The 22,018-nt window shown below is 43.1% G+C and carries 26 protein-coding genes and 1 pseudogene; 10 read left to right on the top strand and 17 right to left on the bottom strand.

What is annotated here, in order from left to right:
- Positions 1-710: 710 nt before the first annotated feature.
- The 3 genes from NYR53_RS06115 to NYR53_RS06105 all read left to right on the top strand — a co-directional run bounded on the left by NYR53_RS06115 (position 711) and on the right by NYR53_RS06105 (position 2,439).
- On the top strand, positions 711-1,364 hold the full coding sequence (locus tag NYR53_RS06115) for a TetR/AcrR family transcriptional regulator (protein WP_261304375.1): 654 nt from the start codon (positions 711-713) through the stop codon (positions 1,362-1,364).
- A gap of 65 nt (positions 1,365-1,429) precedes the next feature.
- Positions 1,430-1,849 carry an SRPBCC family protein gene (locus NYR53_RS06110; RefSeq protein WP_261304374.1) on the top strand — a complete coding sequence of 140 codons (420 nt, stop codon included), beginning with the start codon at positions 1,430-1,432 and terminating at the stop codon, positions 1,847-1,849.
- Positions 1,846-2,439 carry an NAD(P)H-dependent oxidoreductase gene (locus NYR53_RS06105; protein ID WP_261304373.1) on the top strand — a complete coding sequence of 198 codons (594 nt, stop codon included), beginning with the start codon at positions 1,846-1,848 and terminating at the stop codon, positions 2,437-2,439. The genes NYR53_RS06110 and NYR53_RS06105 overlap by 4 nt, the downstream gene beginning before the upstream one ends.
- 107 nt (positions 2,440-2,546) lie before the next feature.
- On the opposite strand, the gene NYR53_RS06100 is transcribed toward NYR53_RS06105, so the two are convergent.
- The 7 genes from NYR53_RS06100 to NYR53_RS06070 all read right to left on the bottom strand — a co-directional run bounded on the left by NYR53_RS06100 (position 2,547) and on the right by NYR53_RS06070 (position 7,896).
- A complete protein-coding gene (locus tag NYR53_RS06100; protein WP_261304372.1) occupies positions 2,547-3,056 on the bottom strand; it encodes an EVE domain-containing protein in 510 nt (169 codons plus the stop codon).
- Positions 3,057-3,599 carry a DinB family protein gene (locus NYR53_RS06095; protein ID WP_261304371.1) on the bottom strand — a complete coding sequence of 181 codons (543 nt, stop codon included), beginning with the start codon at positions 3,597-3,599 and terminating at the stop codon, positions 3,057-3,059.
- Positions 3,600-3,672: 73 nt separating this feature from the next.
- Positions 3,673-4,620 (bottom strand): helix-turn-helix transcriptional regulator, encoded by a 948-nt coding sequence (locus NYR53_RS06090; protein ID WP_261304370.1) that lies wholly within the window; start codon positions 4,618-4,620, stop codon positions 3,673-3,675.
- Positions 4,621-4,865: 245 nt separating this feature from the next.
- Positions 4,866-5,309 (bottom strand): cell wall hydrolase, encoded by a 444-nt coding sequence (locus NYR53_RS06085; protein ID WP_261304369.1) that lies wholly within the window; start codon positions 5,307-5,309, stop codon positions 4,866-4,868.
- A gap of 412 nt (positions 5,310-5,721) precedes the next feature.
- Entirely contained in the window at positions 5,722-6,114 is a 393-nt protein-coding gene (locus NYR53_RS06080) for a DoxX family protein (RefSeq protein WP_261304368.1), read from the bottom strand.
- 632 nt (positions 6,115-6,746) lie between these two features.
- Positions 6,747-6,905 (bottom strand): hypothetical protein, encoded by a 159-nt coding sequence (locus NYR53_RS06075; protein WP_261304367.1) that lies wholly within the window; start codon positions 6,903-6,905, stop codon positions 6,747-6,749.
- Positions 6,906-6,987: 82 nt separating this feature from the next.
- Positions 6,988-7,896: a helix-turn-helix transcriptional regulator gene (locus tag NYR53_RS06070; protein ID WP_367618625.1), complete on the bottom strand. Its 909-nt coding sequence runs from the start codon at positions 7,894-7,896 to the stop codon at positions 6,988-6,990.
- Between the two features lie 561 nt (positions 7,897-8,457).
- On the opposite strand from NYR53_RS06070, the gene NYR53_RS06065 reads away from it, so the two are divergent.
- On the top strand, positions 8,458-9,723 hold the full coding sequence (locus NYR53_RS06065; protein WP_261300515.1) for an IS110 family RNA-guided transposase: 1,266 nt from the start codon (positions 8,458-8,460) through the stop codon (positions 9,721-9,723).
- A gap of 174 nt (positions 9,724-9,897) precedes the next feature.
- On the top strand, positions 9,898-10,041 hold the full coding sequence (locus tag NYR53_RS06060; protein ID WP_261300504.1) for a hypothetical protein: 144 nt from the start codon (positions 9,898-9,900) through the stop codon (positions 10,039-10,041).
- A gap of 65 nt (positions 10,042-10,106) precedes the next feature.
- On the opposite strand, the gene lspA is transcribed toward NYR53_RS06060, so the two are convergent.
- Positions 10,107-10,604 (bottom strand): signal peptidase II, encoded by a 498-nt coding sequence (gene lspA, locus NYR53_RS06055; RefSeq protein ID WP_261304366.1) that lies wholly within the window; start codon positions 10,602-10,604, stop codon positions 10,107-10,109.
- Between the two features lie 416 nt (positions 10,605-11,020).
- Positions 11,021-11,449: a MarR family winged helix-turn-helix transcriptional regulator gene (locus NYR53_RS06050; protein WP_261304365.1), complete on the bottom strand. Its 429-nt coding sequence runs from the start codon at positions 11,447-11,449 to the stop codon at positions 11,021-11,023.
- 158 nt (positions 11,450-11,607) lie between these two features.
- On the opposite strand from NYR53_RS06050, the gene NYR53_RS06045 reads away from it, so the two are divergent.
- Together NYR53_RS06045 and spoVB are read left to right on the top strand one after the other, a co-directional pair.
- On the top strand, positions 11,608-12,918 hold the full coding sequence (locus NYR53_RS06045) for an amidohydrolase family protein (protein ID WP_261304364.1): 1,311 nt from the start codon (positions 11,608-11,610) through the stop codon (positions 12,916-12,918).
- A 279-nt stretch (positions 12,919-13,197) separates the two neighbouring features.
- Positions 13,198-14,748 (top strand): stage V sporulation protein B, encoded by a 1,551-nt coding sequence (gene spoVB / locus NYR53_RS06040; protein ID WP_261304363.1) that lies wholly within the window; start codon positions 13,198-13,200, stop codon positions 14,746-14,748.
- 103 nt (positions 14,749-14,851) lie between these two features.
- On the opposite strand, the gene NYR53_RS06035 is transcribed toward spoVB, so the two are convergent.
- The 3 genes from NYR53_RS06035 to NYR53_RS06025 are packed head-to-tail and all read right to left on the bottom strand — an operon-like array spanning position 14,852 to position 15,970.
- Positions 14,852-15,202 (bottom strand): DoxX family protein, encoded by a 351-nt coding sequence (locus tag NYR53_RS06035; protein WP_261304362.1) that lies wholly within the window; start codon positions 15,200-15,202, stop codon positions 14,852-14,854.
- Positions 15,203-15,224: 22 nt separating this feature from the next.
- Complete coding sequence (locus NYR53_RS06030; protein WP_261304361.1) at positions 15,225-15,644, bottom strand: SRPBCC family protein; 420 nt, start codon at positions 15,642-15,644, stop codon at positions 15,225-15,227.
- On the bottom strand, positions 15,641-15,970 hold the full coding sequence (locus NYR53_RS06025; protein WP_261304360.1) for an ArsR/SmtB family transcription factor: 330 nt from the start codon (positions 15,968-15,970) through the stop codon (positions 15,641-15,643). Before NYR53_RS06025 ends, NYR53_RS06030 begins: the two co-directional genes overlap by 4 nt.
- A gap of 553 nt (positions 15,971-16,523) precedes the next feature.
- Here NYR53_RS06025 and NYR53_RS06020 point away from each other — a divergent pair.
- On the top strand, positions 16,524-17,435 hold the full coding sequence (locus NYR53_RS06020) for a DUF2334 domain-containing protein (protein WP_261304359.1): 912 nt from the start codon (positions 16,524-16,526) through the stop codon (positions 17,433-17,435).
- Between the two features lie 114 nt (positions 17,436-17,549).
- Here the strand turns inward: NYR53_RS06020 and NYR53_RS06015 are convergent, their stop codons facing one another.
- Together NYR53_RS06015 and NYR53_RS06010 are read right to left on the bottom strand one after the other, a co-directional pair.
- Complete coding sequence (locus NYR53_RS06015) at positions 17,550-17,990, bottom strand: hypothetical protein (RefSeq protein ID WP_261304358.1); 441 nt, start codon at positions 17,988-17,990, stop codon at positions 17,550-17,552.
- A 393-nt stretch (positions 17,991-18,383) separates the two neighbouring features.
- A complete protein-coding gene (locus NYR53_RS06010) occupies positions 18,384-18,917 on the bottom strand; it encodes a DUF1572 family protein (protein WP_437180131.1) in 534 nt (177 codons plus the stop codon).
- Positions 18,918-19,062: 145 nt separating this feature from the next.
- Here NYR53_RS06010 and NYR53_RS06005 point away from each other — a divergent pair.
- Positions 19,063-19,209, top strand: a pseudogene (locus tag NYR53_RS06005) (MerR family DNA-binding transcriptional regulator); the annotation flags it as partial.
- A gap of 88 nt (positions 19,210-19,297) precedes the next feature.
- Positions 19,298-20,239, top strand: a complete 942-nt coding sequence (locus NYR53_RS06000; RefSeq protein ID WP_261304356.1) for an aldo/keto reductase — start codon at positions 19,298-19,300, stop codon at positions 20,237-20,239.
- A gap of 260 nt (positions 20,240-20,499) precedes the next feature.
- Here NYR53_RS06000 and NYR53_RS05995 read toward each other — a convergent pair whose 3' ends face one another.
- From NYR53_RS05995 to NYR53_RS34605, 3 genes are all read right to left on the bottom strand, one after another.
- Positions 20,500-21,291 (bottom strand): hypothetical protein, encoded by a 792-nt coding sequence (locus NYR53_RS05995; RefSeq protein WP_261304355.1) that lies wholly within the window; start codon positions 21,289-21,291, stop codon positions 20,500-20,502.
- Between the two features lie 135 nt (positions 21,292-21,426).
- Positions 21,427-21,549, bottom strand: coding sequence for a hypothetical protein (locus NYR53_RS34610; protein ID WP_261306289.1), 123 nt, complete (start codon positions 21,547-21,549; stop codon positions 21,427-21,429).
- Positions 21,550-21,587: 38 nt separating this feature from the next.
- Entirely contained in the window at positions 21,588-21,734 is a 147-nt protein-coding gene (locus NYR53_RS34605) for a transposase (protein WP_261304354.1), read from the bottom strand.
- Positions 21,735-22,018: the final 284 nt, after the last annotated feature.

Genomic DNA, 22,018 nt, shown 5'->3' with positions numbered 1-22,018 from the left:
TGTTCGTATGGAGTCAGATTCATTGAGAACCCCATATTTGTTCTTGTCCAAAAGTATGGCGATACCAAGCAAGCGACACGTATGCAATAACCAATAAAATAAGATAACAAATCGCCGAGTAACTTAAATACCAATTGACATATGTAATGATTTTATAATGAGCAAGTAACGATTCAAGCAAAAGGAGCGATATTACATGTCCCGAGCTTACTAATACTTTACTAAAAGACGATCGGAAAGAAAGGAGCAAACTGAGAAAAACTAATATTTCAAAGGGAACTGTAACACTACGATATAACAAAAATGTCAGATATTCAGGAATCTTGTGAGATACCACGATCAACTTCATATCTTCCGCCATGATCCAAGTACCATCAATGATGATGTTAAGGATGATCATAAACAAAAAAGCGCCCTCTTTCTTCCGGAGTTTGGCGGGGATTGTAAAATACGATGAAATAATTATCCCTGTTATGATTATTAAAATAATTAGTCCAACCAACTTTAGCAAACCTCATTTCTTAAAAACATGAAGGATTCAGTTCAAATCATAGTATGGCGAATTCTTCTCATTCTCACCATTATCCCACGTTTTATTCAACTGCAGATGTGTTTGGCTTGGGATAATGGAAGTCACTCCTTTAATCGTTTTCCATCTTAACCGCTATAACGTATACTGTTAATTAAAAATCATAACAAGGTGTGATAACATGTCTCCCCGTACAAAGAAACAGAATGAGTTCATTCGTGAGCAACGTAAGCAAGAGATTTTACAGGCGGCCGTTCACGTCTATGTGGCAAAGGGCTATTCGGCTACGACATTGAGCGATGTAGCAGATCAGGCGGGTCTTGCACATGGTCTGGTATATTACTACTTCAAAAATAAAAAAATGCTTTTTCGGGAGCTTTACGAAAACATGATGGACCAGTCCCTTCAGTACACTACCGTGTATTTTGAACAGGATTCGCCGGTGCTCGAGCAATTCAAAAACTATGCCATGCTCATCTGTGAGCGTGTGATCAAGGATCCACAGACCCAGCGTTTTTATATGCGAATCAGCCTGGATCTGCATCATCTATATGAGCCCGGAGAATTATCGCCCTTTGAATGGATGAAGAGCTTTATCAAGCCAATGGCCCAAGCAATTGACAAAGGAATTGGGCAAGGTGTCATCCGTCAAGGAGACGCGAATCTTTTAGCCATGCAATATTGGGGAGCTATTTCCCAAGGAATGAGTTATCTGGATCAGCTGCTTCAAGATCTCGCCACTCAGGGCTTGAAGGAGACGGAAATTAACAGTGTAATGGGCGAAAAATTCCAACAGATCGCCGAATCGGCAATTTCTTTATTCAAGCCCGCTTGAATGTAAAATTTATGGTTGACTGAGTTCTCAATCAAAAATATAATGATCACAAGGAGCGTGATCATTTGCCAACAATTTACAAGGAAATTTTGATTGATGCCTCGCCGGAGCAGGTTTGGGACGCGGTGAGCGACGTAGGTGCTGTCCATCATCGTCTGGTTCCCGGCTATACCGAGAATACCCTTATGGACGGTCACGAAAGAACACTCATCCTGCCAAATGGCGGCATGGTACGCGAGTTCATCGTTTCCATCGATGAACGGAAACGTCGAATGGCTTACGCGGTACAAGAAGGAAGCATGCCACTGCTGCATCATCATGCTTCCTTCCAAGTCTTTCCCCATGGCGACAGTGGCGCCAAGCTCGTCTGGATAACCGATTTTCTTCCAGAGCATCTCACCATTGGGATTCAAACACGTGTAAATCGCGCAGCAGAGGTTATGAAAGAGACCATTGAAGCCGAAAAAAAGGGAGGAATTTTATGAGAATTCTGGTCATTGCAGCTCATCCGAACATCGAACAGTCACGCGTAAATAAACGATGGTTGGCGGAATTGCGTGGAAATCCCGATCAAATTACCGTTCAAGAACTATATAAAGCATACCCCGATTATGAAATCAACGCGGAGAATGAACAAGACCTCCTCGCAAGTCATGACCGCATTGTATTTCAATTTCCAATCCAGTGGTACAGTATGCCGGCTTTACTCAAGCAATGGCTCGATGACGTGTTTACGACATCCTGGCTGTTCGGAGCCGGCGGTAAAGCCGTTGCGGGGAAAGAACTAGTCCTTGCCATGTCGATTGGAGGCGATGAATCGTCCTACCAGTCGGGTGGCTTGATTGGCTATACAATCAGCGAACTGATCCGACCCTTTCAAGCATTTGCCAATCAAATTGGCATGACTTTTCTACCGCATTATAAATTTTATGGTGCTGTCAAGGCGATGGATGACCAAATAGAAAATAGTGCCTCACACTATGTGAAACATATCTCCTCTCCCGATCTCGACCCCATGATCGTTCGAAAACGTATGCTCGACGAAATGAGTAAGGCTGGTTCAAATCCCTTATAAGGGAAAATGGTATAAAAGCCAACTACGAGAAAGTCGTTAGTTGGCTTTTATAACAAGTATGAAGACACTACTTAGCTGCTTACCGGATTTACGATGCGGTTGGGTGTTCAGCTTAAAATTGGAAGATAGGGAGTATGTTCCATGTCTCCCGTGTTGCCCAGCATTAAGCCAGCGATTGTCAGGAAATCTTCGTATTCGATCTCGAAATGACCATAACGGAAGGAATATCCCCAGTTGCGATTCCCGCGTGTGAAGGTAAGCTGCTCCAATAGATCGGCAATCTTTACTTCTCGACATGGAATATAGCGGATATCCCGACGGAATGGCACAAAAGATTCAGACATCTGATATTCGTAGACTTTGTCGTCGGTAACCTGTCCAATAGCTGTAAATGCTTGGAGCGACTCTCCCTTTGACATGTCCGTTCGTGGAGAGTAGTAGATCAGCCAATCGTGACGACTCATACGGCGCAAGGGCGCTGCCTTGCCATGGCATAGCTGAGCGAAACCACCCTGCACCCCCCGTTTCACATGAGAAGCAGACACAACGCCAATCCAATAGCGGCTTTGCTGGCCAATAACACTCTGCATCGCCTCGACCCCTTCTTTCATAGTCATTTATGCGTTATTTCCTAATAAATTTTTCAAACGCTCCAGCTGCAAGAGATGGTGCCTGTAATGCATTTCTATAAGCAAAAACCACTCATTGGCGTTTAGTGCGCCGAATCCGGGATGAAGAATCTTTTTGCTTTCGGGCACTTTACTCAAATCGGATTCAGTACGTTTCATCCGTTCCACTACACCACGAAAACCTTCCGTCAGCTGCTCTTTGCTCTCCGGCTGTTTCGGGGTGTAGTGCGGTGAAGCAGGGACTCGAATCTGAACGGGCGGAAAACTTTCTAGTTCGAAGGCTTCCTTGCCCCTCTCCGTTTTTTCCTCCATAGCGTCTACTGTTGCTTCACTTCCAGCCAAACATTGATCGACATTGTGTAAATGCATGAATTGCGCCGATTGAATCAAATGCATATACATTTGACCAATCGACCATTCCTCCTCGTTCGGTTTTTGTATCAGCTGCTCCATATCGAGGCTTTCCAGTTCGATCAAATAACGTCCTACTATCGTCTCAAATGCCTGCAATGCTTCCGCTGTACTTCTCATGAATCAAACAACTCCTCATTATTCATTCTTGGATATAATCCCAATATAACAAAACGCTACTGACAACTGCGTGTCAGTAGCGTTTTAAAATTTTTTCGGCCTCTTCCCGAATCCGATGTCGGAAAGACTCCGGTTCCAACACCTCGACATCCCCACCCCAGCCGAGGATATAAGGCAGCAGCTCCTCCGGCTGACGGACAAGAAAATTGACTAAAAGACCTTCCTTCCGCTCCTCAGTCGATTCCATATAAAAATGACAAGTCTCAGCGATTTTGTCCGCAATCTCGGGATTAGCCCGAACAAGCACCCGCTCGTTACGGTCATCCGGCTGGCGGTAGTTGTTAAGGTTAAACCCATGTGGAATGAGAAAGCGATCCTCCAATACGGTAAGCCCCGTCATCCGCGACAACCGGAAATGCCGAATTTCCTGCCGCAAGTCGCAACGTGCAATCAAAATCCAATTTCCCTGAACAAGCACCAATCCGTATGGTGCGACCTCACGCGTGCTCTTCCGATTGCCGTCCGTTTCCGGCATTTTTTTCAGATACGTCATACGTAATTTGCGGCGTTCCATAATTGCCCGCCTCGCTTGTCCGAGATAGTCCTTTTCCCTCCAGCTGGTTACCGGCTCGCCAGCCTGAAGAAGCCGCATCGTTTCCCGAACGCGCGTCGACTCGCCGCGCACTGGTTCCGGCAGGATAGCTTCAATTTTGCGTCGAGCCGCCTTAGCTACACTTCCATAATCACCATCCAACCGCTGCTCGATAAAGTCTGTACCCATAAGCAAGGTTACGGCCTCTTCAGCAGAAAACCCGACCGGTGGAAGAAAATATCCTTCCATTAGGGAATAACCCTGTCCGGGAGCCCCAAGAATCGGAACACCCATTTCGCTCAGAGCTTGTATGTCTCGATAAATGGTCCGCACGCTTGTCTCAAATAGAGACGCAAGATCCTCCGCTCTCAATACCTTGCTCCGTTGTAGCTCAAGCATTATGGCGAGCTGCCGATCGGTTTTATTCATGATCTGTTCCCCCGCTGTCCGTCATGCAAGTCCTTTTTTATTTATTCTACCACAGCAAAGTTCTTGTCCTTATTTATTTCGGCAAAGGATATATATTCTTGTGCAGTATCGGCAAAGGATGTAAGTTCTTGTCTTGTGAAAAAGACAAGAACTTACATGGCGTCATTGACCAAGTCTATCCCCATTCTGAATAATGGCCGTGACAAGTCAGGCTAAGAGATCCTGATCTCTTTTCGTTCATAAAATTAAAACGTAGTATATACACTTTCACATTCTTTCGCGGTCGGTTGATAAAAACAGTGCTTCTTCCATCGTCCTACGAGCGGTTGATTATACCAAGTTGGCGGACATGGTCCGGGATTTTCGAACGTTCCTGGACGGAAATACCATAGGGAGAATTTGGCTGGCCAATTCCGCTCCCCATTCACAGCCCGTCGCGCCAGACGGCGTTCCCTCTCTCTTGCGTTTTGATAGTACAAACCATGTTGCAACGCTTCAAACGCATGCGGCTGGTTGATCATTTGGGGAATTGTCCGGATTCCTTTAAAATCGGAGCAATTCGCTCTTATTCGGTTAATGCCAACATTTCCAACAAGGACCATACCCATTTCGCCTTCGGTTTCAGCTTCAGCTCGAAGCAACCTTGCCAACATATCAATATCCTGTTTCCTGGCTTTTACGACTGCCATTGGCTCACCTCTTTAGATTTCTAGTCTCATCATATTGTAGGTGAAGCGGATGTGTTACTCTGCTGGGAAGATCCGTTAGGTGAGCGAAAGGCCGCCTATTATGCTTGCAGCCTTCAATTGGTAGTTATGCTGATGGTCTATGCTACAGTCACGATGATCGGGTGATTCTTTATAATAATTATGGTGTGCTCATATAACATTATAGCCGCCTTTTGTAGCCTCGATTTCAATAATCCTTCCGATTTCGTTCAATTTAACTCCATGCTTAAGTGAAGAAATTACTTTCATCATCGTATTGTGTGTGATCATCGACCCGAGTTTTGCTGAGAAAATAAAAAAAGCAGCATCCTGAGGGACGCTGCCGGCTTTGTGTGAAACATGATGAATAATGATTAGACTAAGAGTCTCTCATCTATTTTTGCAAATAAAATAATTTGCGCACTTGCTCATTCCTCAACCAAAGGCCTCCCCAAACCAACACTGCAAGATATACGGGAAACAGGATCGTAGAAAAAAGTGGGGCATCTAGACGAACCTGTGTCGCAATCACGCCGCCAAAATAACCGGTCAACAACACTGCACCTAAGATTGTAGTACGAGGTAATGCATAAAGAATAGTAGAAAGAAGTCCGAGTATGCCCATCCAATAAATATGATGTTCCTGATAACCAAGTGATACGGTAGCATCGACAACAAACGCAGGTTTAAATAATTTCATGACACTGTCAAGCAGCATAAATAAAATGGCTATTCCGCTCATCACTCTTGCCGTCCATAGCCGGCCTTTAGAAATTGTTCTTGTCATCTTCCATCTCTCCTTTTTAATTGAGTCACCTTTGATTATAAAAAGCGTTGCTTACTGTTTGGTAATCATCCACGTGACACCGAATTTATCTACCGATAAATTTCAACAACCTTTCCACTTGAATTTATCCTTCTATGAATACGACGAGTAAACCATGGAGGAATCGACAAAGGAAGTAAATTTTTTTTACATTGCTTTTTAGCGATGACAAACCACGCATAACTGCCCTTTCGTTGAGAAGGGTCAACCAATCATCTGGTCTAATCAGTGAATTCATCAGATATAGGTAATTTTTACCACATGTAAAAGATATCTCATTTATTTGAGGGCATAAAGTATTGGTCCATTTAACACTAGTAAAATATTACCAATCTCTGTTAAAATATGTTTTTCAAGGATTTTCGCTTAATAAACAAAAAAAAAGGAGACAACTATTGATGAGAAAATTAAGATTAGGTTTTATTACTGGGTTTTTGGTAGTCTGTATGGTACTAACATTTTCCGGAGCAGCCAGTGCAAGTGAATGGCCAGGTCCAAAGATTTATTCGGAAGATTGGCCTGAGAGAGGTTGGTGCTGAATAAAACCAAGCAAAAAAAAAACACCTCCATATAATTTGAGGAGGTGCCGTTCATCATTTTAGTCCGATTAGTGCCAAAATGACAGATAGAAATGTGGGTTTTGATTTCTTCGAGACAGATCGAGCCCACTTCCAGGCGTTACTTTCAATATCTTTGAGCTCCTGATTATGTTCTCTTATCTTTTCCTCAAAAAAATATGAATAATTGTTCATGGTATGTACCTCCAGTTCCTTGAAAAGCTGACTTGCCTTCTCATTGAGCTCATTATAATAAAAAAAGTATGACAACAGTCTGTCATACTTGAAGATATCGATTTAACATTTTTTCAATCTTATCTTTGAGCAATTGCCTTAACGCGAGTGGTTCAAGAACCTCCACATCTTCACCAAAACTTAAAATCGTTTCAACCAACCATTCAACTTCAGAAGGATTGGTAATGGTAACCGTAAGCGTGCCATCTTCATTGAAATATTTATCCTCCGCGTAAAAACAATCCAGGGCATGTGCCAAGGATCTGCCTGAGAAATGAAGAACAGCACCCACGATTTCTTCTTTCTGATAGTCCAAAGAAATATCTTGTAGAAGTGCTGGTTGGCTACGCTGGTATAATTCAGGCAAAGTAACCAAATCTAACATTCTTGTAAGTTTAAATACACGATAATCGTTACGAGCCCTACAGTACCCATGTAAATACCAAGAATAATATTTAAACAGAAGGCTGACTGGTTCAACTATCCTATTGACTCTCTCATTCTTAGAATTCATGTATTCAAAACGAATGACATGGCGAGCCGTTATGGCTGCTCGAAGAGTATGGAGAGTTGCGTTGTTGGCTCGCCAGCTTCCAAGATCCATGGTCAAGCTTGGCATCTTATCGCTTTGAATGGTCTGAAGCCTATGTATAGTCTCCGTTGCTCGGTCATCCTTGAACACCGTTGCCGTGCTTTGAAGAAGCGTGATTAATGACTCAATGTCGCTTGCGTGCAATAAACTTTTCTCCATTTTATATTCTTTAATAATCCCATATCCGCCGTTGACGCCTTGAAAGGATACGACAGGGATTCCAGCCGCACAAATAGCCTCGATATCACGGTAAATGGTTCGTTGGGATACACGATATTTGTTCGCAAGCTCTGAAGCAGAAATGACTTCGTTATTTAAAAGCGCATAAGTAATCGATATTAACCGTTCTAGTTTCATCATAATCACCCATTAAGTTTCTATAGAAATTGCTGTGTATGTCCATATCAAGAACATATGTTTGTGATTATTACACCATAATTACCCAATAGTATCAAGCGTTTTATTCCGCTATCCTGCCCGTCCCTTATGTGATGGTATTAGAGCCTGAAGCACTCCTAGATCGGATCTGTGAGGAGGCTGAAAAAATATTAAAACGCTACTGACATACTCTTGTCTGTAGCGTTTTTGTATTTTTGGAAATGAATAAACGTAAAGGAGAACATCACATGGCTACGAACCCTACTACGGCCATAATTTCCAGAGGTACTAGGGGGATTTGGAGGAACGCGCCGGGTTTCTTTCATGGGGTCTTTCTCACGAAACGGAAAATTCGTACGCTAAGTTATTCGTTGCATGAAAAAAAACGGCTGCCGCAGCAACCGCTATTCCACTATCGTTCCCCGTTAGATTCCTGTAGATGGATAAATTTCAGCTTTGTAAAAAAAGGAGCACCTCTGTACGATGGAAGTACGCTACGGGTCAAAAGCCCTTTAATTCCATCATCCAGGAGGACGCTCTACTATGAAGTTTAAATCACAAGATAAGCAAAATCAACTCATTGAAAACATTACCTTTAATCATATTGTTGTTGGTGTAGACATTGCTCAGGAGGCCCATGTTGCCAGAGCGGTTAACTTTCGAGGTGTCGCTCTCGGTAATCCTTTAGTGTTTAGTAATGACGAGGATGGATTCAAGTCCCTCGACCGTTGGATTCGCGACTTGTTAGCTTCATTTAAATTATCTCAAGTTATCGTTGGTATGGAACCCACTGGCCATTACTGGCTAAGCCTTGCCGGGTGGCTCAAAAACAAAGCCATTGAAGCCGTACTTGTTAATCCTCACCTAGTTAAAAAGAATAAAGAAAACCGCGACAATACACGCTCTAAAAGCGACAAAAAAGATGCTTTAGTTATTGCCGACATGGTGAAAAACGGCTACTACTCCCCTGTCCGCTTCCATTCTTCCGAATACGCGGAGCTGCGAGTGCTTATGGCTAACCGAGAAACGGTCGTTAAACGACTCGTAAGTGCCGTTAACCAGATCCACCGCTGGGTCGACATTGTCTTCCCTGAACTGAGACAAGTCTTTAAAATCTTAACTTGCAAGGGTGCATTGTTAACCCTTCGGCTTTTTCCGCTCCCGGCTGAGCTATGTAAACTAAGTCCTGACGATGTAATTAAAGGATGGCAGAAATCAATGAAGCGGCATTCTGGTGTGCGTAGAGCTCATCTACTCATCGATCTTGCCAAGAAAACTATTGGATCTAAGCAGGCAACACATGCTTACAAACTCCATCTAGAGCAGCTCCTTGAGGAGCATGACTTAGCCACTAAACAACTGCAGAGGATAGAAAAAGAAGCCAAAGACGTTGTTGAACGTATCCCCTATTCAGGAAAAATGCTTGCCATTACTGGAATAAGTCCAATTGCTCTAGCTGGTGTTTTAGGAGAGTCTGGGGATCTTAGAGGTTATGCGCACGGGAACGCTCTACTCCGTCACGCAGGACTTAATATAACCGAAGCAAGCTCTGGGAAATGGAAGGGACAACTGAAGCTCAGCAAACGAGGTCGTCCACGTCTGCGTCACTTTCTTTATTTAATTACGATGTGCATGGTCATGAGTAACCAAGAATTTAAAGCCATACACCACTACAATGTTCAGGTGAAAAAGCTTAAAAAGATGAAGTCTATCATGAAGCTATGTGGAAAGCTAGCTCGACTCTTAGTAGGAATGGCTCGTAGTGATGAAGCTTACAACCGCGATAAAATCTTTGTATTAGCAGCTTAAAATAAACCTTATCTCACGCAAGTTGGCGTATTCGCAGGAGACAAAGAAAGCACGGAGTATCGGGATACATTACGCAAAAAGGCTCTGACCTGTTCCGTTAGAAAGACCGACCTCCACCCCTTAGATAGATGTAACGAAGGAATGATAGGGCGCTTGACCCGTTGAGACATGGGAGTGAAAATCGCTAAGGGCATCGTGGAGAATACGTGCAGCATTTGGAATGAATTGGGTGATTCAACTCCACCTCTGTTCCCGCATGCCTTTTTAACGACACATCCTAATATGTCTCGCTATCTTTCATTCATCATTGATATCTAAAGGATGAAATCCTGCGAATAGACGAGCTTGCGTGAGGAAATCAAATCATACCGAGGGAGCTTTAATTAATAGGCTTTCTTAACTTTTTTCTCTTTCATCCATTCAAAAGAAGCATTGATTAAAATAAGTACAACACCAAAAAAAATAGCTGAATCTGCTATGTTAAAAATCTGAAGCGGATAAAACAAATGTCCGAAAATTGTAAAATGAAAATTAAATTGAATGAAATCTACCACTTTACCGTAAAATATTCGATCCGTAAAATTCCCGATCGCTCCACCTAAAATAAAACAGCTTGCAATTGCTAAGATTTTCTTTTTTTCTTTCAACACTTTGCGAATGTACCACAAAATACCACCTATCATAATGACCGTTATTGCAATAAAAAACCAATGTTCCCCCTCTAAAATACCATAAGCAGCTCCACTGTTACGTATTGAAGTGATTTGAAGGACATCTCCAATCATAGGATAGGATTCATTCAAACTAAGGTTATTCCTAATAATCCATTTGGAATATTGATCAATTAACAAGACGAATAATACAATAGCATAATAAATCAAATTATGGTCTCCCTTTCTGAAATAAAGTGGGGTCTCACTTAGTAAAAGAAAATAGGTTTTTTTTCAATAATACCATAATTCAGCTATAATGATACATTGCAACAGTATCCTGCCCTTTAGTTCAACGAAGAAGCAGCCGATCATTCTGACCAGCTGCCACAGTGTTCGGATTGAACTCCTCCTTAATTTGAATAAGCTGATTGTAATTGATTTAATTCCTTTAAAGTCATAATAAAACCCTCCCAAGTATAAGGTATCTCTAGCTTTGCTAGAACTGGGAGGGTTTAATCTTTGTTACTTATTGTTGTGCTAGCGTCTTCGTTAGTTCAATGATTATTTGATTTCCTGTAATCACTTATCCCTTGCTGTTTCGGTATTTTCTTCGAAAGCAGCCGTCGGGTAGATTTTACCCGCCATTATAAGCGTTCATTAATTTTAATCAACGTTTCCTTTAAGATTTGCTTTTCCTCTTCGGTAAGGGCTTGAACGATTTCATCCTCCACTTTTTGGAAAGAGTCGTTAAAGGCTTCAATCAATTCAATGGCTTTTGGCAAAACATAAATATTTTTTTGCCGTTCATTATTGGCCGGGATTTTGCGCTCGATAAACCCTTTTTGCTCAAGACCTTGAAGCATGCTTGTAATGCTGGCCCCACGCAGATGAAACCGATCGGCAAGATCCTTCTGAATTAGATCATTTTCTTGATTCTCGTAGATATAGCCAATTATTTTTCCTTGTTGAGCATTTAACCCCAACTCTTTTATGCTCTCGTCCGCTCTTTTCTTTAACTTAAGGCCGATAATCTGAAACAAATCCAGATAAGGCGTATCCTTTAGGGGTTTCATGATCATACCTCCTCGAATTGTTAGAAGTCTAACTGTAAGTAAATAAACTATATAGAAATCTAACCTTGTTTGTCAAATAAAACTTAGTTTATTGACAGTTAGTTTCCTAACAGTTAAACTACGAAGTGTTACGAACTGAACACTAAGGAGGAATCGAAATGAAGAATGTAACTCAAGGCTCTGCGTTAGAAAAAGTTACGGCGATTACGAATGTACGTATTTTTGATGGAGAAAAAGTGATCGAGTCAAGGAATGTTGTCATCAAAGGGGAAACCATTATTGCGGTTGGCGGTGACATTCCGGCGAATGCAACGATCATCGATGCTGAGAATGCGACATTATTGCCCGGCCTGATTGATGCGCATGTTCATACTTCAATCGGTGGATTACGAGATGCTTTAAAATTTGGCGTTACGACAGAACTCGAAATGAACGGCGATTTTACGGGAAGAGGGCGCGCGATCCAGTTGAAAAATGTGGATGACGTCGCCGATGTCCGTTCTGCAGGCACGGCGATCACCGCTCCAGGTGGTCATCCGGATGAATTGCTGCCAGATGGGGATGAGATTCCGGAATTCGTATTAAAAGAATTGGAGAAGTTATCGGAGGAAGACCGGGAAGCTATGCTAGCCGCTTACGCTCACGATCACGAAGAAGTGCCCCAAGTGACGACTGTGGAAGAAGCGATCAAACATGTGCATACTCAAGTGGAGAATGGCGCTGACTATATTAAAATCATGATTGAAGAAGGGACGGTCATGGGTGCCCCTGGACTGCCTGTTTTAAGCGACGAGATTCTAAAAGCAGCCGTGGCAGAAGCCCATACGTTCGATAAAATCGTCATCGCCCACGTCTTGACGGCTCATTCTTCGAAAACCGCCATCGATCTTGGAGTCGACGGATTGGCCCACTTGTTTATCGACAGGCCCGAATACACGTCCGAGTTGGTGAAATTCATAGCCGATTCAGGCGTGTTTGTTACACCGTGCTTGGTATTAAACTCATCTATTCTTGGGAATCCGGCATCGGAATTGGCGAATGATTCGCGTGTTTATTCGAAATTAAGTCCCGAATGGATCGATATTTTGAACTCTAGCTTCAATACATTCCCGCAAGGCAATATGGAGAATAGCTTTAAAAATGTGATGGATCTTCACCGTGCCGGTGTGGATATTCTGGTCGGGACGGATGTCGCCCCCGTTCCCGTTCCGAATCTTGGCGGCCTTGCTCATGGAGCCAGTGTCCATCATGAAATGCAATTGCTAGTTATGGCCGGGTTCACTCCGATAGAAGCGCTTCAGGCCGCTACTTCGAAACCGGCCCGTCGCTTTGGTCTTAACGATCGCGGTCAAATTGCCGAAGGTGCGCGCGCTGACCTTATACTAGTAAACGGTGATCCGACAACCAACATCTCGGATACCTTGTCGATCAAATCCGTGTGGTTCAAAGGTGTGCAACAACTATGTTAATCAGAGTCGATATCTTCGTACAAATCATATAAAACATTGACCGTCCTCGACATGCTAAGCGAATGAAGAGGGCAGCTATATTCAAGAAAGTCATATTTATCCTAAAAATGGGCAAGAACAAACAATAGAACACTATCGCCGAGAAGAAATGTTAAATAGAAAAAGCCGCGCCGCTATGCGCCATCGCTTGTCCAAAAATGACATCAACACCGGCTTGTTCGCATGCTTTTCCTATTTTTGAATACATTTAAGTATTCGATAAACAGGAGGACACAAGTCATGTCACAACACGGGCAATCGTTCATGAGAGGTACGCTGGTCTTGTCTGCCGCTGCTTTCATCAACCGTATCCTTGGTTTTATCAGCGGCATGTATATCGCTCGCGTACTGGGCGCAGAGGGAATCGGTATCTTGATGATGGCGCATCCGCTCGTCCCGCTCGTCATTACGATTACGGAGCTTGGATTGCCGGTGGCAATTTCAAAACTAGTCGCAGAGGCCCACGCTCGCGGCGAACGGATGAAAGTGAGGCGCATCCTGCATGTCTCACTCGCTGTCACGGGCGTCTTGAGCGTAGCGCTAACGACCCTATCGTTACTTGGATCTGAGTGGATCGCATCCATTCTCCTAAGCGACCAACGCGCTTATTACGCGATGCTGGCGATTACGCCGATCGCGCCGATCGTCGCTGTCTCCGCCGTATTAAAGGGATATTTCCGCGGCATGCAGCAGATGAAGACCATTGCCGCTTCCGATGTGCTGGAGCATACGGTGCAAATCGCCTGTGTGCTTGCGCTGGTCCACCTATTGCTGCCTTACGGCGTCGCTTATGCGGCTGCCGGAGCAATGGCTGCCTCTGTCGTCAGCGAAGCGATCAGCCTCCTTTTCCTGGTGACAAGCTACAAGTTATACGGTGAATCGAAGATGCCGGGCGAGACTTGGGCAAGCCACCTGAAACAAGGAAGAAGCACACTCGGCGAACTGCTGCAGATTGGACTGCCGACGACCGGGCACGGTGTCATTCATTCGTTATACAGCACCTTCCAGCCGCTTCTTATTACAACCAGCCTTGCGCTTGCCGGCATCGGCACGGCGTTAGCCACGAAGCAATTCGGCATGCTGGCCGGCTATGCGTATCCGCTGCTGTTCATGCCAAGCTTTATCACGCAGTCCTTGTCCACCGCTCTCATTCCTGCGATTGGCGAGGCAGCGGCGAACAAGAACAGTCTGCTCATACATGAGCGGATGAATCAGGCTATGAACTTGGGACTCCTGATCGGTGCGCCGGCGACCGTTATCCTGTACGAGTGGGCAACTCCACTAACGACACTTGTCTATCATGCGCCGGAAGCAGGATTGCTTCTGAAGATACTGGCGCCTATGTTTTTCCTGCATTATTTCGACGCTCCGCTTCATGCGATTCTGCTCGGGCTCGGCCGCGCGAAAGCTACGCTGTGGAATTACGTAATAGCCACCGTATTCAAGAGTGTCTCGATCTTCGTGTTCGGCAGCCAATTTGGTATTATTGGCGTTGCGTACGGTATCGGTATCGGCATTGTGATGCAAACACTGCTGAACTTCTTTTCCATATCAAGCTCGATTGGATTTTATTGGAGTATTCGTCCTTATGTCAAGGTTGGGATCTGCATGATGCTGATGGCGATATGCGGACACTGGACCTATAACTATGCTGCCAGCCAAGGTATACCGCAGTTATGGTGCGTAATCACTTCGATCGTCTGTGCCTTGTTCCTCTATTTCGCCGCACTCGTATTGACGGGTACGTTGAATTGGAAAAGTACGCGCCACAGGTTTTCGATTCCATGGTAAGTTTACTTGAAAAAGAAAAAGCAGCCATGATCGGCTGCTTTTTCGCTGCTGGCTTATAGTCATCACTAGTCTATCAGCTCGAGTTTCATTGACTCGCTCTTCATCATGCAACTTGGTGCACGACTACCAGAGTGGCTGTAATCAAAGTAATCACAAAGGCTGGTATCGCGTTTCCAATAGGATGCTTGACTCTGAAATGTAAAAGGCATGCCACTAGCATCGTGATGCCAATCCAAATGCCCGCCCATACGGCTACTGCCGGATTCCAGTATCCGATGACAAGTCCGGCCGCCCCGGCTAGCTGAACGAGCCCAGTAACAACCCGAAACCATTGCGGCAGGTTAAGCGACTCGAACATTTCAATAAAATTCTTCGCACCAGCCAGCTTGCTTCCGCCACCAAAGGCCATGGAGACGAGCAGAAAACTTTGTAAAATAACAAAAATGATATTCATAAGGCTCCCCTTCCTTTTTCAACTAGGCCAATACCTTTTCAAGCTCGCTGCACCATTTACCCCAGCCATACTTAGCCCCTTCGAGACCTTGAACATTTGCGAATCCGACTTGTTCGAGATGAAGGTTAACCTTGCCGTCCCCTAAATCCTGCAGCGTCCAGGTGACCGTGTGCTTTTCCCCTCCGCTGGCCCAAGTGTAGGACACCCGGTTTGGTGCGTCCACGATAAGCACTTCGCCGTCAATAATTCCATCCCACCATTCGGATGGCTGAGTGCGAAACTGAAAACGGTGTCCAACGACCGGCTCAAAATTATTATCCATCGCCTGGCCATTGTGGATGTTGACCACCCACTTGGCAAGCTTGCTTGAATCGGTTAAAGCGGACCAAAGTTTCTCGATCGATGTCGTGTACTGAAAATCCAAGGATAATGTTAAACTCATTCTTCTTCCTCCTCTAATAGTTGGTTCAAACGTAACATATTCGTACTCCAGAACTTGCTGTAGAATGCCGCCCAATCTTGAATTTCTCGGAGTGGAGAGGCATTCAGCCTAAATCGTGTTTCTCTGCCGACTTTTCGGTCAAGCACCAGTCCGGCCTCTTTAAGGATTGTCAAATGCTTGGATACCGCTGTACGGCCCATTTGAAACTGTGCCGTTAATTCATGAAGCGGTATCTCCTCTGCCTCTGCTAACAGACGAATCAGTCGGCGCCTAGTTGGATCTGCAATCGCGTCAAACACATCCCGCAACTGGTTGTTCTCGCTCACATCAGCCCCTCCAAAATATTATTTTCCTTATTCAGGTTCCAAACTTTCCTATTGACTAACTCCTAATTGGACACCATTTAGTGACATTTTAATTATAGGTCACCATTTGGTGTCGTGTCAACAACATTTTTAAATTTAACATGTTAAAAAGCCTCAGTCCGATTCGGTACTAAATAACTACCCGTCCCTCAACAGTCTGCCGATTACCGACAGCCTGTTGTTTGTTGTACTCTAGATTCCCATTAGAGAATCTCTAAATAGTGAGAATCAAAAAAGGGTAAAAAAAATTCTAACAGACAAAAAACCCCCAACCGCAAGGGTTGAGGGCATCTTTCAATGAGGTAGGTGGATCTACGCTGACTTGAGGTGATTAGTTACCTTCTTCACCGTTTCTTCGAAGCCTTCTTCTTCGTTTTGATAGACGATTTTCTCATCAAGCATCGTGCAATGAAAGACTCTGCCCAATAATACACAGGTGTCATCAAGTGATGAAACTCAAGTCATTCACATAAATTGGTAAAAGAGGCAACATACAATTTTGGGGGGAGATTGAATGTTGGAAGCATTAATTCGGCTCGAGGATGTCGGACCTGGGGGTTATTACGAAACGGCGGAGAGTCAACTGAAATTACTCGCTCTTGCGGATTATTTATATATGCATGGAGTGCCTTTTCAGGTTGCGGTGATCTCACGATTTATAGATCCCCTACGTGGAGTCGATTGCCCCATGGGAAATCCTCACAATCCTGTTTCCGTAAGATTCGTTCAAACCCTACATGCCTTGTGCGCACGCGGAGCATCACTCGGCATGCACGGATATACTCACCAGTATGGCCAGTCAATCAGTGCTGAGGGATATGAATTTGCTTATTCGGGATGTAAGAAAGACTGCCCACCTGGGGATCCGCTGGAATCGTTATCAACCATGTTTCATTTTCAAAAGTCTTACGCTTACAGACGATTTTACATGGCATATTCCGAGTTTCATGCTGCAGGTTTGCACCCGAATTGGTTTGAAACCCCGCATTATACGGCATCCGAAGTTCAACGCAAGATTTTGGAGGCTTGCACCTGCTTGATTTATGAAGATAATCCAGAAGCCCCCAACAGCCGACAAATGACTTTTCGCAGATCAAGTTCGATTTTCGGGAAGACATATTATGTACCTACGCCCTTGGGCTATATAGGCAGTGAAACCGTGGAACAAGATGTGAATAGGATGATGAACCAAGCTAACAGCTTCGGTGAAAATGATTTGGCTTCCTTTTTTTATCATCCGTTTCTCGAATTTCCCTATATTCACATACGGAAGAATGCTCCTCCCATTTATGAGGATCGTTCTCCCCTCAAAAGGCTCATTCAACACATGTTTTCAAATGGCCGGCGCTTCGTATCTATCCTGGACTTGTTCCGTTCTTATATAATAAAAGAAACAGCGACAGACTCGGGCGAGAAAAAGCCCTAGACTATCGCTGTTTGTATTGAACTCTTTCCCGAGGGAGTTGAGTCTTTTTAAGATGCTAAGTTGCGTACTCTCGTGATTGTAACGATTCAACTCAATTCCAATGCAAGTGATTCGTTAAAAGTCCGAATACGCAGCGACATTAAAACTTTCCGGACCGACCCGAAGCGGTAGGGTGCTGTTGGAACTTATGAATGCGGTATAAATAAGCTGGTTGTTTGGAGGAGCTGGGACGTTGTAATCTGATCCTGTAACGGTATAAGGAAAGATAAGAGAGCCCGCTTCTGGTGTAGCTGGTATGGTTAGATTAGCGGAGTACACCAATGGATCTGTTATCAGTGTTCCTCTTACAACTTGGATAAGGATAGTTAAAGCTGTTGCGTTACTTGGAAACGAAATGGTCACTGTTGCAGTAAAATCAACACGTATGAGTCCTCCTGGATTCAAACAATCTAGCCCTACCTGTCCAAATAATGTGGGAGTGCTGGAGGTCGAAGAACTGATCGATTGTTGAAAACTAGCATTTTGCGATGTTCTATTATCTAGTAATCTTACCATTAAAAATACACCTCCTTTTTGTCGAAGCTTATCTATTATATGAAGCCCTGTTGAGACATGATTGTGTGCTTGTTTTATTTATCGTAGAAGGACCAAAAATCTTGAATGAATTGTTCTCTGGCATGATCCCCTCTTTTCATTGAACCCGATGAACCTCCATAAAGAAATTTAATAGGCGTTCACCCCATAGAGTGAACGCCTATGTCACTTCAAAACTTTCTTTTAAAATCAATTTACAAATTAAGTTGAAGTTTTTGTACGTCTGAGTAAGTGGATAAGAAAATCAATGATAATCCCGATAAAAAGGAATGAGATAAAATGCATCACTCAAGAGTCATTTCTATCAGTGAAGTATTGTTCTTTAGCACACTCATTCGTTCTTGCAATGAATGATTAATGATACTGTCCTGTGATGTGTTCATTCGTATCTTTCAGTAATTTGGAGAGTAGCACAATTTGCCCTGCATGATATCCGTAGTGTGCAGCAACCTGAACAAGAAGCCTACTGATTACTCTCATTTCATAGGTTTCATCTTCTGCAGCGTTAACCCGAAGCATTTTGTTCCAATCCTCCAGATCATAGCGGATTATGACTTCCCTTTTTATATCCTCCTCTGACAAAACCGATAATATACTTGCCGATTCGGACCGTGTCTTCAAAAGAAGACTAATCAATTCATCCTTTGATATGCCACCTTCAGAATTAAATTCTTGAGTCCGTTCCCGAATGAAAGGTTTGTTTCCGATTGCACTTATGAGGTTCTGATACTCGTTTCCCGCTAAATGTAAGCAAAGATTTCCGATACTGTTCATAGAATCCTTCATTTTTTTCCAAATCAAATCATCATCAAGCATGTTCAAGCTCTTTATGATTCGATCAAGCTGCTTGTTCATGTCTTCGAGTACGTTCTTTGTCAGGTCTTGCACGACCATTTCCCCCTCTGGAAATTTATTTTGTAAAAATACTGCATGTTCATCATTTTAATAATTACATATTGTACTTGAAACTTACGTAACGTAATGAATTAAGATGTAGATACCGGTAAAACCTCGCGCGAAAAAAGGGATGATCGTGAAACGAGAGTGGAAAGTTGGAGAACTTGCGAAATTAGCAGGATTAACGGTTCAAACATTGCGATACTACGACCAGATCGGTTTGTTCTCACCATCCGGTCATACCGACTCTGGACACAGGATCTATACCGAATCCGATATTGCATACTCGCAATTTTAGGCTAATTAGTTACTGGAGAAAAAGGTAATATAAAAGTGACTAAACGATTAAAAACGAGAGGGAGTTGAAGAGAATGACGAAACAAATACGAATTGGTAAAACAGATTTAGTTGTCAATCCAATCGGACTTGGAACAAGCGCTGTAGGTGGGCACAATATTTATCCTAATTTAAATGAAGATGTAGGAAAAGATTTGGTGCGGGCTGCGATCAACCATGGAGTGAATTTTTTAGATACGGCGTTTTTTTATGGAACAGGACGTTCAGAGGAGCTAGTAGGTGAAGTGATAAAAGAAGCAGGAAAGCGTCATGAACTCATCCTTACAACAAAAGGCGGCCTTACACTTGTAGGCAATGATGTTGCCATGGATAATTCGCCTACTTTTTTAAAACAAGCCGTTGAAGATAGTTTGAAAAGGCTGCAAACAGATTACATAGATTTATTTTATATCCATTTTCCAGATCAGGATACACCAAAAGATGAGGCGGTTGGAGTCTTAAAACAGCTAAAGGACGAAGGTAAAATTAGAGCAATTGGCGTTTCTAATTTCTCACATGAACAATTGAAAGAAGCAAATAAGGATGGCTTTGTCGATGTATTACAGGGAAACTACAATTTGCTGCAGCGTGAAGCGGAACAAGAATTCTTTCCATATACAACAGAGAATAACATTTCGTTTATTCCATATTTTCCACTAGCATCAGGCTTGCTTGCTGGTAAATACAATAAGGATATGACATTCAATGATCTACGCAAAGATATGCCTCACTTTCAGGGCGATAAATTTAAAAATAATTTAGAAAAGGTAGAGCAGCTCCGTAAAATTGCAAATGCAAAAAATGCTGAAGTTGCTCATGTAGTCCTTGCTTGGTATTTAACACATGATTCAATTAATGTTGTCATTCCCGGAGCAAAAAGAGCAGAGCAAGTGCTGGATAATTTAAAAACATTAGACGTCCACCTAACAGTAGAAGAAATCAACGAAATTGATCGTATTTTTAAAAAGGGCCTATAATTCGCCCTTCTCCAATTTCTCAACCAAGGTGGTAATGTCGATTTAAAAATGAGTTGATCCCATAATACAATTAAGTTAATTTCATGCTCTCAATTTAAGACCATCCTCCTTCTGTCCAGTAATAATCAAGGTACTTGTAGTCAAAAAGATCATATTCGTTCACATCGTTATCACTATCATCTTCAAATTGACTCATATCGTACTGATTATTAGTTGAATGAATACTATAATCAATCATAGACTCATAAGCGTTTTGTTTCTTAAGAATTGCGGTCAATAACCATTCCACTAAAATGAACTTCTGTAACGTTTGGATTGTCGAAAGTGGTAATAGGTGCTGGACCACCACCGTCGTCACCCGCCGATACAAAGAAGCCATTAGCTGGGCCTGCTGCGCCTGTTAAAAAATACTTATGTGGTGTACCGGTAATTCCTATATCAGTGCATGTGAACGATGTCGTCAAAGTTTGGATTATTGGAGTTCCGACTGGAGCTGTTTCTGAAATTTGTGTAATATTACCGTGATCAACTACTGAACAAAGACGTGTTCCTGTTAAAGCTGCATCACGCCATATACTGAATTGCATTTGTTGGGAAAGAACTGAAATTTCAGGACTAGGAACAGTTGTTGTAACGCCAAAATTCCAAACGATAGTCACTTTTAACTCTGCTCTATCATCAGAATCGATATTATCCAGGGTGATGAATAACTCAGCTATAGGAACTTCAGGCCCGAATGAAGTAGGTGGAGATGATAGTGGAAACGTTGTAATTGCAGTACCTCCAGGAATCATAGGGTCAGGGACTTCTATAAAATCGTACCATTTAAGTAATGCCCCAGGTCCTATGGGTCCCTGAATTCCTTGAGGACCGGTAGGTCCCTGAATCCCTTGAGGGACAGAAACATTAATTTGGGGACGTGGACTACGTACAAGTACAATTTTTTTTCTGACGATAATAAGTTTCTTACACGCTTTTTTTCTATTCGAAGGGCGACATACAACTGATTTCTTTTTAAATACTTTTTTTCGACTGGATTTGGATAAAACCAATAAAAACACCTCCCTATAGACTAAAGTATACTATGTAACTTATACATTTATATGATGGACTCTTGTCTGATTGATTAATAGTCAAGTATCTATTTTTGTTTTAAATAGGCTTTAAATCGGCCATGAGACTCCAGTTTAAGCTTGGTTAACTTTAACGTTATACTCATGTAACTCTCGAAATACAGGATTTACACCAATGAGCTGTAGAGTAGCGAGAAACAAATACTTATGTAAGGTTGAATCTCCACGTTTAGATATGACTATCTGTCCCTTCCGTTTTCCTGACGTACTTTCAGCTAGATTAAGACCGCTTTTCGCAGTAACTGACGTCCATGCGCATACTGTCTAAGATCACCCGCACCAGCTAAAATCGCTGCAACAAAGATGGGGCCAAGCCCCTTGATAGAGCGAAGCTGACTTGCTATCGGAATCTCACTAAGCATGAAGCGAATATCCAACCAGCGAATAATTCGATTCTGTAACCGGACACTGTAGGCTTAATCCCGGGACAAACCCATCATACCGAGGCGCTCCTTTTTTGACAAAGGCTATTTCTTAGCCCTAACAGGAAAGTTTAGCATAATGATTCTACGACGCGTTTTCAAAAAGATGTACTTCACATTATCTGGAAATCCTTATATATTTGTAAGAGCAAGCAATTTCCCCCTTGCTCGATATCTACTTCAAAGAACGCCGTGAGAAACAAGGCCTTTCGATTTCCCCCTAA

This window comes from Paenibacillus andongensis, from assembly GCF_025369935.1.
Taxonomy (GTDB): domain Bacteria; phylum Bacillota; class Bacilli; order Paenibacillales; family NBRC-103111; genus Paenibacillus_E; species Paenibacillus_E andongensis.
Note: the sequence above shows the minus strand (reverse complement) of the source record. Positions and strands in the feature narration are given on the sequence as shown.

Bases quoted from the DNA above. Each gene is read 5' to 3' on its own strand.
- NYR53_RS06015 (WP_261304358.1), bottom strand. From the start codon at position 17,990: ATGGTAAGATTACTAGATAATAGAACATCGCAAAATGCTAGTTTTCAA.
- NYR53_RS06085 (WP_261304369.1), bottom strand. From the start codon at position 5,309: ATGGCAGTCGTAAAAGCCAGGAAACAGGATATTGATATGTTGGCAAGG.
- NYR53_RS06100 (WP_261304372.1), bottom strand. From the start codon at position 3,056: ATGACTATGAAAGAAGGGGTCGAGGCGATGCAGAGTGTTATTGGCCAG.
- NYR53_RS06000 (WP_261304356.1), top strand. From the start codon at position 19,298: ATGACGAAACAAATACGAATTGGTAAAACAGATTTAGTTGTCAATCCA.
- NYR53_RS06045 (WP_261304364.1), top strand. From the start codon at position 11,608: ATGAAGAATGTAACTCAAGGCTCTGCGTTAGAAAAAGTTACGGCGATT.
- NYR53_RS06070 (WP_367618625.1), bottom strand. From the start codon at position 7,896: ATGATGAAACTAGAACGGTTAATATCGATTACTTATGCGCTTTTAAAT.
- NYR53_RS06105 (WP_261304373.1), top strand. From the start codon at position 1,846: ATGAGAATTCTGGTCATTGCAGCTCATCCGAACATCGAACAGTCACGC.
- NYR53_RS06050 (WP_261304365.1), bottom strand. From the start codon at position 11,449: ATGAAACCCCTAAAGGATACGCCTTATCTGGATTTGTTTCAGATTATC.
- NYR53_RS06065 (WP_261300515.1), top strand. From the start codon at position 8,458: ATGAAGTTTAAATCACAAGATAAGCAAAATCAACTCATTGAAAACATT.
- NYR53_RS06030 (WP_261304361.1), bottom strand. From the start codon at position 15,644: ATGAGTTTAACATTATCCTTGGATTTTCAGTACACGACATCGATCGAG.
- NYR53_RS34605 (WP_261304354.1), bottom strand. From the start codon at position 21,734: ATGCTTAGTGAGATTCCGATAGCAAGTCAGCTTCGCTCTATCAAGGGG.
- NYR53_RS06080 (WP_261304368.1), bottom strand. From the start codon at position 6,114: ATGACAAGAACAATTTCTAAAGGCCGGCTATGGACGGCAAGAGTGATG.
- NYR53_RS06075 (WP_261304367.1), bottom strand. From the start codon at position 6,905: ATGAACAATTATTCATATTTTTTTGAGGAAAAGATAAGAGAACATAAT.
- spoVB (WP_261304363.1), top strand. From the start codon at position 13,198: ATGTCACAACACGGGCAATCGTTCATGAGAGGTACGCTGGTCTTGTCT.
- NYR53_RS06090 (WP_261304370.1), bottom strand. From the start codon at position 4,620: ATGAATAAAACCGATCGGCAGCTCGCCATAATGCTTGAGCTACAACGG.
- NYR53_RS06115 (WP_261304375.1), top strand. From the start codon at position 711: ATGTCTCCCCGTACAAAGAAACAGAATGAGTTCATTCGTGAGCAACGT.
- NYR53_RS06095 (WP_261304371.1), bottom strand. From the start codon at position 3,599: ATGAGAAGTACAGCGGAAGCATTGCAGGCATTTGAGACGATAGTAGGA.
- NYR53_RS06035 (WP_261304362.1), bottom strand. From the start codon at position 15,202: ATGAATATCATTTTTGTTATTTTACAAAGTTTTCTGCTCGTCTCCATG.
- NYR53_RS06020 (WP_261304359.1), top strand. From the start codon at position 16,524: ATGTTGGAAGCATTAATTCGGCTCGAGGATGTCGGACCTGGGGGTTAT.